The 13257-nt window shown below is 49.0% G+C and carries 12 protein-coding genes; 3 read left to right on the top strand and 9 right to left on the bottom strand.

The window, feature by feature from the left end; genetic code table 11:
* Positions 1-68: 68 nt before the first annotated feature.
* The 5 genes from AC3Y23_RS23120 to AC3Y23_RS23100 all read right to left on the bottom strand — a co-directional run bounded on the left by AC3Y23_RS23120 (position 69) and on the right by AC3Y23_RS23100 (position 4211).
* Positions 69-1319: a helix-turn-helix transcriptional regulator gene (locus tag AC3Y23_RS23120; protein ID WP_379203476.1), complete on the bottom strand. Its 1251-nt coding sequence runs from the start codon at positions 1317-1319 to the stop codon at positions 69-71.
* A 70-nt stretch (positions 1320-1389) separates the two neighbouring features.
* Positions 1390-2412 (bottom strand): phosphotransferase enzyme family protein, encoded by a 1023-nt coding sequence (locus tag AC3Y23_RS23115; RefSeq protein ID WP_379203474.1) that lies wholly within the window; start codon positions 2410-2412, stop codon positions 1390-1392.
* A 167-nt stretch (positions 2413-2579) separates the two neighbouring features.
* On the bottom strand, positions 2580-2846 hold the full coding sequence (locus tag AC3Y23_RS23110) for a CD3324 family protein (RefSeq protein WP_379203472.1): 267 nt from the start codon (positions 2844-2846) through the stop codon (positions 2580-2582).
* 204 nt (positions 2847-3050) lie between these two features.
* Complete coding sequence (locus AC3Y23_RS23105; protein ID WP_379203470.1) at positions 3051-3440, bottom strand: iron chaperone; 390 nt, start codon at positions 3438-3440, stop codon at positions 3051-3053.
* Positions 3441-3527: 87 nt separating this feature from the next.
* The gene (locus AC3Y23_RS23100) at positions 3528-4211 is read right to left on the bottom strand and encodes an HAD family hydrolase (protein WP_379203468.1); all 684 of its coding nucleotides are present in this window, start codon (positions 4209-4211) and stop codon (positions 3528-3530) included.
* Positions 4212-4506: 295 nt separating this feature from the next.
* On the opposite strand from AC3Y23_RS23100, the gene AC3Y23_RS23095 reads away from it, so the two are divergent.
* On the top strand, positions 4507-5256 hold the full coding sequence (locus AC3Y23_RS23095) for a class I SAM-dependent methyltransferase (protein ID WP_379203466.1): 750 nt from the start codon (positions 4507-4509) through the stop codon (positions 5254-5256).
* 561 nt (positions 5257-5817) lie between these two features.
* Here AC3Y23_RS23095 and AC3Y23_RS23090 read toward each other — a convergent pair.
* On the bottom strand, positions 5818-7044 hold the full coding sequence (locus AC3Y23_RS23090; RefSeq protein WP_379203463.1) for an RtcB family protein: 1227 nt from the start codon (positions 7042-7044) through the stop codon (positions 5818-5820).
* A 1-nt stretch (position 7045) separates the two neighbouring features.
* Complete coding sequence (locus tag AC3Y23_RS23085; RefSeq protein WP_379203461.1) at positions 7046-7831, bottom strand: nucleotidyltransferase domain-containing protein; 786 nt, start codon at positions 7829-7831, stop codon at positions 7046-7048.
* Between the two features lie 162 nt (positions 7832-7993).
* Here AC3Y23_RS23085 and AC3Y23_RS23080 point away from each other — a divergent pair, with 162 nt between their 5' ends.
* Together AC3Y23_RS23080 and AC3Y23_RS23075 are read left to right on the top strand one after the other, a co-directional pair.
* Positions 7994-9319: a helix-turn-helix transcriptional regulator gene (locus AC3Y23_RS23080; RefSeq protein ID WP_379203553.1), complete on the top strand. Its 1326-nt coding sequence runs from the start codon at positions 7994-7996 to the stop codon at positions 9317-9319.
* The gene (locus AC3Y23_RS23075; RefSeq protein WP_379203459.1) at positions 9294-10118 is read left to right on the top strand and encodes a WYL domain-containing protein; all 825 of its coding nucleotides are present in this window, start codon (positions 9294-9296) and stop codon (positions 10116-10118) included. Before AC3Y23_RS23080 ends, AC3Y23_RS23075 begins: the two co-directional genes overlap by 26 nt.
* Positions 10119-10177: 59 nt before the next feature.
* Here AC3Y23_RS23075 and AC3Y23_RS23070 read toward each other — a convergent pair whose 3' ends face one another.
* Both AC3Y23_RS23070 and AC3Y23_RS23065 read right to left on the bottom strand, forming a co-directional pair.
* Positions 10178-11332 carry a response regulator gene (locus tag AC3Y23_RS23070; protein ID WP_379203457.1) on the bottom strand — a complete coding sequence of 385 codons (1155 nt, stop codon included), beginning with the start codon at positions 11330-11332 and terminating at the stop codon, positions 10178-10180.
* Complete coding sequence (locus AC3Y23_RS23065) at positions 11307-13136, bottom strand: sensor histidine kinase (protein ID WP_379203455.1); 1830 nt, start codon at positions 13134-13136, stop codon at positions 11307-11309. Before AC3Y23_RS23065 ends, AC3Y23_RS23070 begins: the two co-directional genes overlap by 26 nt.
* Positions 13137-13257 lie beyond the last annotated feature (121 nt).

Below are 13257 nucleotides of genomic sequence, written 5' to 3'. Positions count from 1 at the left end.
AGGATTCCTCCATTCGTCACTGATGTCACCCATTGTAGCCGTTTCGTACTTCGTAGTATTATCCGTTCTTACCATTTTTTGAGTCTGCGATATAATTTCTGCTGCACGCTCCCAGTATCGCTGATGGCCTGGTATACCGCAAAAGCAGGTTCATCCTCGCACAGCAACCCATTGTCATTAATCCATCCGGAAAGAATCTGATCATATACCGTATAATCGCCGCCGCCACTTTCCTGCAACATCGCGCAGCAAGTATCGCCCTCCACTCTCAGCAGCTTTATTTCAGAATTCTGTGGAAGCTCCAGTGCCTCTGCAACTCTAATTCCGCAGATACAAGCGTCCGGCATTCGGGAGACATAGAATTCCTGCTCACTCTTCAGCAAGTGAGGGAAATAGACTGCTGCAAATCCTGTGACTGCTGCCGCTGCTGCCTCTTCCGCTCTCGGACCCATTTTTTCCGACACCAAGAAGACCATCTCACCTGGACAAGTTAGTGTAATTCGGGGAAAGTCACTGCGCTTGTGCAATGGCAGGTACAGCTTTAGCTTCTGGAATGTGCCTTGTCTGATTATGTATTCCTCAAAGTATGGTCGTTCACTCTGTACGAACATGCTCCTGTTTAGCCAATCAATGCAGAGATAATTCCAGGCCTCGAAGATGGCATCTTCCTTATGATCGACAATCACGGTCGCAAAACTGTTGTTAAACGAAGAAACTGTCTCCAAGCTTGTAAATTCCCCCTCCGCCAAATCCCTTGCGTCAATACCCTGAATATACAGCTCATAGCAAAAACGATTCCCATCCTGCTTGCCGTTCCTCCCAAAAATGCGCCCCCTGTAGCCAGGAAGCAGGGAGAACAGAGACCGCATGGCATTCCGTTCAATATTCTCCAGACTACTGTGATAATACCTTGCTCGCACCGTCTCCGGAATACATTCTGAGGCCACTGACACTTGCCTGTCGTTCTGGCTGTTATACGGCGGGAAATAATAATAGCAATCCCCGTTCCGATATTCCAGAGGGGACTGTCCCAGCGTGGATTTGACATGTTTGCAAAAAGCCTGCTGGGAGCTATACCCCCATTCCATCGCGATATCCGCCAGCGGCATCTCTGAATGCTTCACCAGTGCCATCGCATTGGAGAGTCGGCGCTTGCGGATGTATTCCTTCACCGAATGACCTGTCACACTATAAAAATCTCGATATAACTGCATGGGCGACAGGAAGCACCGCTTCGTAAGATGCTGTATGTCCAGCCCCGCAGCGAGATTCCGTTCTATATATTCGATTATCGATTGAATATGCGGTTTGGGCTGCACACGACCGCCTCCCCGATAAGGAATAGTAGCATACCCTTATATCGTAAACCTTTTGACACTGTGGGAACTGTTAATTACTTCTCACAAGATCGACCACCTCGAACAGAAATGATCGGCCGCTCAAGAATTCCCTAATGTAAGCCTGAGCGTAGGGTTGCTCCTCAATCAGACTTGCTGTCTCCAGCGGATTAGAGGCATGATGAGCGTAATTTCCGATCATAACCATGATGAAAAAGCATTCCAGCTCGCGGACATAGTCCCCTGTAAGCTTCCTTACGCTCTCATATCCCTGTATGAACATCCAGCGGTGCTTCGGCCAAAGCCCCAACAACGCCCCTGCCATATCGTAAAGATAATAGCCATAGCCACATCTTCCGAAATCAATGGGGTAGGGCTCATCCTCCAGAATAACGATATTACCGCTGTGCAAATCGCCATGGATAAGACCATGGTTACGATCGTTGCAGGGTATTTCTTCGAGTTGTGAGCACACTTTTTCAGCAGCTGCCTGATAGGATCTCCAAGCCTCCTCCGACAAAAATACGGAATAATGCTGTTCCAGCTTAGCCAACTCAGACCGGAAGCTGCCGGCACCCCATACAGGGCGCGTAAAATCTGCTGGCGGGTCAAACTTCACAGCGGCTTCATGAAGCCTGCCCATCAGCATCCCCATTTTATTAGCCAAACTGTCGGTAAAATCACCTTCTACGTGGCTGCCCTCTACCCAACGCATCATGGTCACATAATAGGGACGACGTTGCTCACCAGCAACCTCAATGTCCAATACATACGAGCCATCACGGCTTGCAATCCCTTCCGGAACCGTCAGATCATCACATAAGTTAAGCGCCTGTAACAGCGTTAACTCGGATTGAATTTGCTCTTTGCTCATGAGGTCCGAATGAATACGCAGTAAATAATGGCCCGTTGATTTCGTCTCTATTTTATACGTGATGGTGTCCGATAGCTGAATGAACTGGATGCCCTCCCATTCGATATCGTAGTGCATAAGTGCCGACAGAACTATCGTCCTGGCTTTGTTCAATAAAGAACGCCTATGCTGCGCTGTGTCATACCTGGAAAAATCATCCATACCTAGTCCTCCCGGTGTCTTGTGCCTGGGATCGATAACGCCGTCCCTGTTCTGTTGGTCATTATAGCAATGACGGGCCACCCGGAAATATACAATAAATGATTAAAAACTGTATTTTACACAGCAAAAAGCCACATCAGAATAAGTCCCAATGCGGCTTTATGTGACTACTTTTTTGCATATACAATCTTCTTAATACTATCTCTGGATAGGCAAAACCGGTCGGCCAGCTGGTCCATCGTGACCCCGGTTGAAAATTCTAAACGAATGGTCTCATTTCTGTGATCCAGATACTTTCGGCTGCCGGATTTCTCGCCCCATTTCTTGCGCACGCCATCCGGCTTGGGGATGTACACCATCCCGCCATGGACATATTTCTGTACTTCCTTCAGCAAGGCTTCCGGGAAGATTAGGTCAGCATTTACATATTTCATAATAGCTCCGCTCCTTTAAATGTTGAAATCTTAAAGGTAGCAAAGTCTATTCTATAAACATGAACACTGTCATATAAAAGCGGTTACTTATTTCTATTCAGCTCTATGCAAACAACCGCTTGTTGTTTATAGAATAAACTCTGCATAGAGCGCTGATCTAATCTAGCCATGTGGTGCCCCTCCCTTCCTTAACATGCAATATGATTACTTTTTCTTCCTTCCCTTATTTTCCCTTCGTTTGGCATTATCTGCAACCCTAAATTTTACAATCCTGCTTATCAATTCATAGGGCATTGGTTGGCCGATGGGAAATTGCACAGAGCCTTTGGCTCCCTTATACCCTGACAGTTCTTCCTTAAAAGCGGCAATTCCGCTGGCCCCCGGGTAGAAGCCGATATGGTTCTTGTAAGCAGCAAAATGCACCAGGTTGCCTTGCAGCGCAAAGGTGGGCATCTGATAACTGATCTTCTCCACCGCCTCCGGTGCAGCTTCGTGTATAACACCTCTTAACGTCTGAAGTGTCTGCTGAACTTCGGTAGGGAACAACGAGATGTATTCATCTATTGTCTCAAAAACAGGCTTGTCCGTATCCATATGATTCCTCCTTTCACTGCATGGTTAGTATGGTTATATATTTCTGGGCTCATTCTATATTTAGCGCTATTTCAAGCTCTTTAAAGCTCACTTCAATGGTTCGAGATGGATAAAATTCTCCAGCACTCCTACCAATTCGGACAAATCATTAATGATCGCATCAGCCTCAACAGGGGGCTCCCAGTACTGGTCCTTTTTCCAAATCGCTCTCATTCCGGCCTCTCTGGAGGCCTGCACATCATTTATCGGATGATCTCCTACGTATATACTCTCTTCGGGTGCTACGCCCAGCCGCTCTACTGCTAAATTAAATATTCGGTGATCTGGCTTTCTTAGACCTTCCTGTTCTGATACCAGTATGGCCGAGAAAAATCGTTCAATGCCCAAGGCTTGGATATTGCTCATTTGTAGTGCTGTAAAGCCATTGGTTATCAGACCTAGCTCTATTCCCTGCCGCTGTAACTCTTCTAACAACTCAACCAAATTAGGGAATGGTACACAGGACTGATGAAACTGAGACACATAATCTTTAAGTAGTTCTTCCCACGTTGTTCCCTGAATCCCAAACTCATCTATCAATTGCCGATAGACTACATCCTTCCATACATAGCCCCTTGCATCTAGCTCGACAAATCGGTTAATCAGAGCTTCCTTCGAAGTATGGCCAAGGCAATGCCCCAAGCGTTGATGCTGCATTTCAACAAATCGTTTCAAGGATGTATCCCGGTCCAGCAATGTTCCGTCCAGATCAAACAGCACAGCCCTTATCACTTGGATGTATTCACTCCTCTGAGGTTAAATTAGGGTCCAAGCGGATTCGCCTAAAACCACTATAATCATTCTACCTCTTGATCACTCACTCGCCGAATTTTATAATTGAAAAATCTTCTAAATCGGGGTGAAATGGATGTCTTTCCGCATCGTTCGAGGTATGTAGCTGCCGGGCTGGATAAAACGCGTACCAGCCGTCAAGGGGGAAGTCTGCCCTTTGACCCAGTGCAATCTTGAGCAATAGCCAGCGGAGACTCCGTATTATTTTATTCTCATTGGAAGGTGGAATTTAAGAATGAACAAGGTAGATTATAAGGAATTTTATGATAGAGTCGGTGTATTAAACGGTTGGGATTTCAGCCATGTGAAATGCGTGTCCGAAGAAGCTCCTTGGGACTTCTACCGTGAAGTCACGAAGAGATGTCACCCCTCCGACCTCCTGCTGGATATCGGAACAGGCGGCGGAGAAGCCATTTTATCCATAGCTGATTCAGCAGCGCTGCTGGTGGGCATTGACCAGTCTACTGGGATGATGGAGACAGCAAACAGGAATCTATCCAGCTCCGGCAGAACAAATGTCCGTTTTCTGGAGATGAATGGTGATCAGTTGGAGTTTCCGGCACACTTCTTTAATGTGATCCCATGCAGACATTCTCCTTATTCCGCCAAGGAAATAGCACGAGTCTTGTCCAAGGATGGAGTATTCCTGACCCAGCAAGTGGCCGAGAATGATAAGTTGAACCTTAAAGAAGCATTTGGGAGCGGGCAAGCTTGGGGTACACCGGGTGGCACCCTCAAGCAGCAGTACCTGACCGAGCTAAGTGAAGCAGGCTTCAGGGAGATTCAGTCCTACGAATATAACATCACCGAGTATTACCAGACCGCTGAAGACCTGATATTTCTGTTGAAGCATACGCCGATCATTCCTGGCTTCGGCCAGAACGAAGAGGATTTTCAGATTCTTGAGCGATTTATTGCAGAGAATCAAACCGAGCAAGGAATTATGACAAACTCAGAGCGTTTTATGATTACTGGCCTACTCTAAAACTGGTCGGCCGGTGGATGGGTCGCTGGAATGGTGCGCTGGTTAACTGAGTGGTGGGCCTCTGTGTTGGTGAACTAGTCGGGTGCTGATGAGTAGGTACGCTAGTGGACTGAAAAGCTGGTGGGTTGCTGAACTAGTGAGCTAGTCGACTGGGTGCTGCTGCTGCTGCTGCGTAGGTACGCTAGTGGACAGAAAAAGCTGGTGGGTTGTTGAACTAGTGAGCTAGTCAACTGGGTGCTAGTGCTGAGCTAGTAAGCTGGACAACAGTGTACAAAACTCAGCTACTAAAGGCAAAATTGCACCTTATTTTTCGCAATATTTCCATTATGGGGTGATTAAGTGCATTTTTGTCCCTTAATTCCCCAGAAAAGGCCTTTCGGTGGTTCAGCACCTAGGGTATGAAAATCCGTTTGCAAAAGAGGACCTCAAGCTCCACAATAACGTGGGAGCTGAGGTCCTTCCTTATAGGACAATATGCTTCATCTTCGTACGTCCATGCTTAATCACTATACGCACATAGTTAATCCTTATTTACTCAAAGCAATCCCTATAAGCCCATAATCAATCCTTATACGGATCAAACTCGTCCGCTCCTGCCATACACACTCCGATCGGTTTTAAGACATGCATAACCTCAATCGTCTCCGCGTGAGCGTCCAGTACTTCCTGGAGCTTCCGGTATACAAACGGGCTTTCGTCCGTCCCGGCTCCGCGCAGCTCCACATTAAATGCCTGCACCGCGTCCAGCATTTGCGCCTTCGAGATTACTCCGCCGCTGCGGGTTCGGGTCTTCCAGTTCATTTTGCCTGCGGCCTGTGTCCGGCTCATGATCCGTCCGGCTCCGTGAACCGTGCTGTAATAAGCGTCCCGATTCTCTGCGGTATCCTTACCTTTAACGATTACCGAAATGTCTCCCATGCTCCCGCCGATAAAACCCATCTGTCCCGGTGCAGACGGTGTAGCACCTTTGCGGACCACCACTGTCTCCTTCCCGTCATGAGTTTCCTTCCAGGCATAGTTATGATGGTTGTGTACTTCAAAGTCGGCCTCCGTCCCCAAGATGGACAGCACTTTGCGCATTACATAATCCCGTCCTGCGTACGCATAACGCCCTGCCAGCTTCATGGCACGGTAGTACATATCCCCTAGCTCACTGTTCAAATCCAGCAGGAGTGGCGGCTGATCCATTTTTTCACCCGGCGCGTTGGCTAAGAATCCACGTCCTGCTGCCAGATTGATAAAACCGCTTGCCGTCTTATGCCCGAAGCCCCGGCTGCCAAAATGATTACCGATCCACAGCCGCCCTGTCGCCGTTTCCTCAAAGAGATCCACATAATGATTCCCTGAACCAACCGTTCCGAGTTGATCACGGGCCAACGTTTTCAGCTTATCGTGCTCTGCCTTTCCTATAGTTCGGTATACATCCCAGTCCGGATCGTCGAACAACTCATGATCCAATCTCTCGTTATTGATACGACCCACGCCAAAAGAAATCTGGCGAGCGATATCATTCATGATTCCGGCCAGCCCAGGTTTTACATCAGCTGCGTACAGCTGCGTCCGCACCGCTTTATTCCCACATCCAATATCATAGCCCACACCGGAGGGCGAGATTTGCCCGTCATAGACAACAACACCGCCAATAGGCTGACTGTACCCTTTATGATGATCCGCCATAAGCAGCGTCTGAACTACGTTCCCCGTCTTGGAACAGGTTCTCGCCTGAGCAAGTGCTCCCTCGTCAGGCTTTCCCCAAACACGTACACCGTCAATATTCTGATATGTCATCTTACACCCACTCCTGTAACTTTACTAATGTTCTAAACAATTCATCGAGCCGTCCATCCTGACCGCCTTCAGCAGCCTCTATTCCGGATACGACCTGCTCGTAGTAGCTGATTCGTTCCTCCAAAAACTCATTAATGGGTTGAATTCTCGGACCGTAATCCATCTCGTCTCCTGCTCTTTTACGGACCAGCAAATCATCGACGGCCGCTCTAAGCAAGCCCTCCTCCGGCAGCAGGGTCTCCATTAATATTAGAAATTCAATAGGTGGTATCGTATGGAATCGCTCGATCCATTCGCAGGCCAGCACTGGACGAAGCACATAAAAATACTTCTTTATTTTCACATGATCGCCCTGCAGGTAATCGCGATAGTTCCCCTTAGCCATATGCAGATAGTGGTGCATGCACGATTTGGGGGAGAACATGAATGAAGAAATGTCACGGATTTGCCGGACGACGATTTCATCCTCCATATAGACAATCGGAGATTGCAGCCACTCTAGCAGCGGCGGATTGGATTTACGGAATAGATTCAAGGCCTTCTTCAAATCCCAACCGTTGATGTCCAACATATTGCTGATCGGTCGTTCAATGACATCCCGTTTTTCAAAAATAGACAGATACCAATCCAGCGGCCGGATATATAGAAATCTTACGTCATAATCACTGTCCTTGGAAGGAAATCCCCAGGCCCGGCTACCTGATTCGCAGGCATACAGAATGCGGACGTTCTCTTCCCTTTCGATCTTTTTCAGCTCTTCTATAATGATCGTTTTAACTTCGCTCATAAGGCTCTCCTCCTGCTCAGCTCCATTACTACGCATATTTTCGCTTATTTCCGGAAGTTCGAACATGGCAAAAGTATTACGATCAGAGCACAGTTTGCCATTTCACCCCTACCCTTGCCCTGTTACAATGAAAGGAAGACTTTCATGAAACGGGGAATTCAGGTGGCCAAGGAAAGCTTTGATAAAGAAATCCAATTCCTGCGAATGCTTGCGCTCACGAGCGGCGCGTTCAACAGACAGCAATTCGCTGACCGGCTGGGTATTTCCGTGCATACCTTTGACAAGACCCTCCGCCGGCTCAAGGATATCGTGAGCGCTACCTATCAGCACCTCCCGGAGGAACAGGGTAAAGAATTCGCTGAGACTCTAAAGTACAGCTACTATGATTCTACTGACCCCATGCTGTTATTTCTCTTCCGGGCCAAGTCGGTAAAAGAAACCGAAAGCCAGCGCCTTTCTCTCCTGCTGGGTGCCATGAATACAGAGGCACTGACAGCGATGGAGCTTCTGGATATGTGCTGTGGCAGCCTGCCCGCAGGTGTTCCCCAGCCCGATGAGAAGACGATCCGTTCGGATCTGAAGTACCTGGAAGAGGTGGGCGTCATCCGCAAAGAAGGGACCACCCGTCCTTTCCGCTACCGTGTACATAACGATTTGGTGCAGCAGTTAACCCAAGAAGAGCTTATCGACTTGTATGATTTTGTGGATGTCATGGCGAACACTCAGGTTCCTTCTGTACAAGGCTATCTGCTGCGTGACGGATTGAAAAGGCATCTCTTGCGCAATCAGACCGAACAACCAGCCATCGAAGCTTTTTTATATAAGTATCATTATTATTCACGCATCTTGGATGAAGCCCATTTGTTCACTCTTTTGAATGCCATTCGCCAGCGCCATAGCGTCACCTTTCTCTACTTCTCTCCAAAGTCCGAGAAAAGCTACGGCTCCAAAAACACCAATCCATTGTTCGAGCGCGAAACCGAAGGTTCCTCGATAAAGACACTGCCGCTGAAGGTCGTCTATGACCATCAGTACGGACGGTGGTATCTGCTCGCGAGCGGCCGGGAAGGCCTTCGCAAGTACCGCATGGAAGGGATCACGCGGATGGAGACCGAGGATCAGCCTGTAAATGAGGAAGCCTTCCAGACCAAACGTAACAAGCTTGACGAGAAAATGAAGACTAGCTGGCTGATCGATACTGGACTGCCGGTCACGGTGCGGGCGAGGTTCTATAGTCCCGGAGTTTCCGAACCGAATTTCGTTAGGGAGCGGGTGCTGCTGCAAGGACAGTGGGGACAGATCGTGGACGAAGACCCGTATTCTTTTATCTACGAAATCACCGTGAATGGGACGACCGAGATCAAGCCTTGGCTGCGGAGCTTCGGGTCCAGCTGTGAAGTGCTTGAACCCGTGAGGCTGCGCCGCGAAATGATCGCTGAATGGAAGGAGATATTGGCCTACTATGAACCTGTTCGAGAAAATTTTTAACTATCAGATCATCTCCCGTATGGACGACAACGGCACCTTCATGATCACTTCCCACGAAAGAGCCTGGCTGAAGACCATGCTTGAACACCCCGCAGCCATGGAAGCATTCACTGCCGGGACGCTGGAGAAGCTGGTCTCCCTGCTGGAGTCTGATCCTCTGATGGATACTGCCGACCACTTGGTGCAAAAAGCCCGCAGCAGGGAAAAGCAGGTGTATCACCCGCTCCTCCGCACCTTACACCGCCACATCATGGCTAAAGAAGCGGTCCAACTGACGTACGGAACCAAACGCGGCAATGTTCAAGAGGGGCACGCGGGGGTACCTTACAAACTGGAGTACTCCATGGTCAAACGGGAGTGGTATTTGCTCTGGTACCAACTGCGGCGGCGCTCGCTCATGAGCACCAAGCTGAGCAAGATCGTCAGCGTCTCACACCATCCTATAGCTGTCTCCAAATATGAGAGCATTCTTCATGAGATCAGCCTGAGGCGCGATGCACGTAAATTTGAGGTTGTTATTGAAATCGTCCCTGACTATAACCGGGAGCTGTCCCGCATTTTATATGCTTTCTCCAGCTTTGAAAAGGACGTTGCGTACGATGCGGATACTGACGCCTACAGTGTCAGCATCATTCTAACCGGGAACGACAGTGATTATCTGCTCTCCAAGCTTCGTTTTCTCGGCAAGCGGGTCCGGGTCGTGAAGGGCAATTACCTTAAGAAGCGGATGCAGGAATCGGCGATCAAAGCGCTGAAGCTCTACGGCGAGCTGCCGTCGGAAGAGGAATTATCGTCGTAATGACACCTGATTGTTGCGGCTGGAGGGAGCAGAATTAGTCTCTGCTCCCTCCAGCCACTTTATTTTCGATCATTCAATCGGCTAATCAATGAATCATACAGATGAATCAATTCCTGGGACGGGCGAATGCCCAGCTCCCGGGTGAGCAGCCGGACATAATCGGTGTAAAGGGCGTTCAGCCCTTTTTTATCCCCGGTCATCTGCCGGATCGTCATGAGCTCTCCAACCACGTCTTCGTCCAGCGGATTACGCTCGTTCAGCTTAAGCAGCAGCTTCGACGCAGCAGCGGTATCTCCCGCCGTAATTAGCACCCTGGCAAGCTGTTTTACAAACGCTGTATACATTTCCGCATACCGCTCTGTCTCATGGATGGCCCATACATAGGCTTTGTCACCGAACAAATCCCCTGTATACATCCGTTCAATATTCAGCGCCTGTTCAATATTTTCCGTATCAATAAAGTACAAACTTTTTACTTCTTGTTCAAATTCCACGTAGTCGATCTGCGAATCCTTCAATTCGAGTGCGTAACCATCATTCTCCGAACGGACACACTCTCGTATGCCTAGCGGTTCCAGTGATTTACGTAATTGATAGACAGTGGTATTCAGGTAGCTCTCGGCATTCGTCTGGTGCATCCCGCCAAAAATATCCTTCACCAGCCTGGAACGCGGAATTCGCTTGCCCTGGTACAGCAGTAGATAAGCGAATAGTTCCGCGCACTTCCGTGAGGTCCATTTGACCCGTCCAGCCTCATTGCTCACGGAGACGTCCCCCAGCGCCGTAAGGATATTCCTGCGGGCAACAGCAGCAGATGCAGCAGGAGTGGGCTGCGCCGGGGATTGAATGCTCCGTTGGTTGGCCAGCACGCGATTTACCGTCCGTTCCAGTCTCTCCTGGGAGACTGGCTTCACCAAATAATCGACCACAGACAATTCGTAAGCCTCCAGGGCAAATTCCTTGTGCGACGTCACAAATACCACTTGTACAGGAGAAGCTGCGGCTTCCATCCTGGCGGCAAATTTCATTCCACTCTCGCCCGGCATGGAAAGGTCTACAAAAGCCAGCTCAACATCGGTATTGTCCTGTAGAAAAGAAGTCGCAGCACGTGTGTCTGTAAAAGCGCCTGCGACCTGAACGCCAGGCAATTTGACCAGCATTTTTCGCAAAATCAAATGCATAGTAGGCTCATCGTCTACCAAAATAACTTTCATAGGCTTCCTCCTCCATATCACTATTATCGAATCTCTCCGGCACACCCTGCGAGCCTGACAAGGAGAATGAGAAGGTCGTTCCGCTGCCAGATTCGCTCTCGAACCAAAGGCTTCCGCCATGAATGCGGACAAATTCACGGGTGAGCGCCAGTCCAAATCTCGCATCTCCCGAATCATCTCCGGTAGCCATCGCCTTCAGGAAAGGCTCCTCCAGCCGGAGCAGTTCCGAGGTCTCTTCATCGATTCCGGCTCCGTTGTCGGTGACAGAGATGATGATCCGCTCACCCTCCAGCACAGCTCTGATATCAATCTTACCGCCGACCCCCGTAAACTTGATTGCGTTGGACAGCAAATTCCGCAAAATGAGATCCAACATCTCTTTATCTGCCCTCACCACCAGCTTCTCACTAATATCCTCTGTCAGCTCAATCTGCTTCATAGCGGCCTTTGGGCCAGCCAGCAGCAAGGCCTGCCGTACGACCTGCTGCAGATTCCAGCCTAATGGACGAAAGGCCACCTTGCCTTTTTGACTGCGATACCAATCCAGTAAATTATCAACCAGATGAAAGGTGCTCTGGACTTGGCCCTTAAGCTCACGCACCAACTCGGCATTCTCGAAATCGGCAGCCGTCAATTCATCATCCAGCAGCTCAGTCAGACTGACGAGAAGAGCAATCGGATCACGGATATCATGCGCCATGATCGTGAATAGCTTGTCCTTAAACGCATTAAGCTCAGATAACTGCCGGGCATTCTCGCGCAGCCGGGCCTCACTTTCCTTGATCTCCGTAATATCATTGAACATCAGAATCCGGCCAATCAGAATCCGGCCCGAATCGTAGATGAGCGACACGCTGCAGTTATAGTACATGTTGCGGTTGTCTTGAAATCGCTGAAAAGGGAACCGCTCTTCCCCCTCCCCTGCCGCCCGAATACGTTCAAGCAGTTCAGGGCTATTCCCCAACACTTTCTCCATCTCGACCGGATAATGCTTCGTCGATCCCAGCTCCGGGAGTACTTCTATCGCAGCACTGTTGTAACTGACAATTCGATCATCATAATCCAGCAGTACTACCCCGTCCCTGATCGTCTCGAACACCTTGGCGAGGGCAAGCGGCGTTAATCGCAGTAAATTGAACCGCAGGATACCCCACACGAATGCCACACCTGAAATAGCAAACCCGAAGGGTGTCAGGTCAACATTCGTGCCATACCAAAAGAACGTATTAAGCAGAAATGGGGCCACAGCGCCAAGCAGCAGAACAACAATCTGCTTCCGTACCATCGGCAAAGCCTTCCAGTACATGGGGATAAACAGCGAAATACCGCATAGTACAACGGAATAATTATAAACAGTATGCACCTTATACCAGGTTCCCTTGACCGTAGTGTAGAGGGGGATGGAAGACTCTGTATTCAGAATATAACGCTCATACACCAGGTGATGCCAATCATTGGTGAGATGAAGGATGAAGACTGTCATGGGGATAGCGAACAGGATCAGTGCAAGTACTTTGCGATAACGAAATCCCGTCCCTGTAAATTGGAGAGCTAGAAAGAACCAGAGCGTCGAAATGAACGGAATACCTAAATATTCGATTTGAAGCGACAGCTTCACTTGCTCCAAAGTTCGGCTCAACACCTCAAATCCGTACCCCAGCGAATAGAACGCCGCCGACAGCATAATCAGAATCATCGTTTTGGCAACAGGCAGATGGCGTTTCTGGTAAGACAGGAAAGAGACGAACAGCATAAGTCCTGTTGCGAAAAAAAGTGTGACCGACATCCATAATCTTGTGTCCACAGCTGCGTCTCCCTTATATCAAATAATTGCAATCTACACATAGAACAGGAGCATTATCCTCCCCGTTTGTTCCATTATAAACGCAAGGAGAAGAGCCGCGTAATCCCTCTTTTATTTTCAA

The sequence above is a fragment of the Paenibacillus sp. MAHUQ-45 genome, assembly GCF_058133325.1.
This window is presented reverse-complemented; position numbering and strand designations above follow the sequence as displayed.

Excerpts from the sequence above, each read along its gene's own strand:
- AC3Y23_RS23115 (WP_379203474.1), bottom strand. The coding sequence starts at position 2,412 with ATGGATGATTTTTCCAGGTATGACACAGCGCAGCATAGGCGTTCTTTA.
- AC3Y23_RS23110 (WP_379203472.1), bottom strand. The coding sequence starts at position 2,846 with ATGAAATATGTAAATGCTGACCTAATCTTCCCGGAAGCCTTGCTGAAG.
- AC3Y23_RS23105 (WP_379203470.1), bottom strand. The coding sequence starts at position 3,440 with ATGGATACGGACAAGCCTGTTTTTGAGACAATAGATGAATACATCTCG.
- AC3Y23_RS23095 (WP_379203466.1), top strand. The coding sequence starts at position 4,507 with ATGAACAAGGTAGATTATAAGGAATTTTATGATAGAGTCGGTGTATTA.
- AC3Y23_RS23090 (WP_379203463.1), bottom strand. The coding sequence starts at position 7,044 with ATGACATATCAGAATATTGACGGTGTACGTGTTTGGGGAAAGCCTGAC.
- AC3Y23_RS23085 (WP_379203461.1), bottom strand. The coding sequence starts at position 7,831 with ATGAGCGAAGTTAAAACGATCATTATAGAAGAGCTGAAAAAGATCGAA.
- AC3Y23_RS23075 (WP_379203459.1), top strand. The coding sequence starts at position 9,294 with ATGAACCTGTTCGAGAAAATTTTTAACTATCAGATCATCTCCCGTATG.
- AC3Y23_RS23070 (WP_379203457.1), bottom strand. The coding sequence starts at position 11,332 with ATGAAAGTTATTTTGGTAGACGATGAGCCTACTATGCATTTGATTTTG.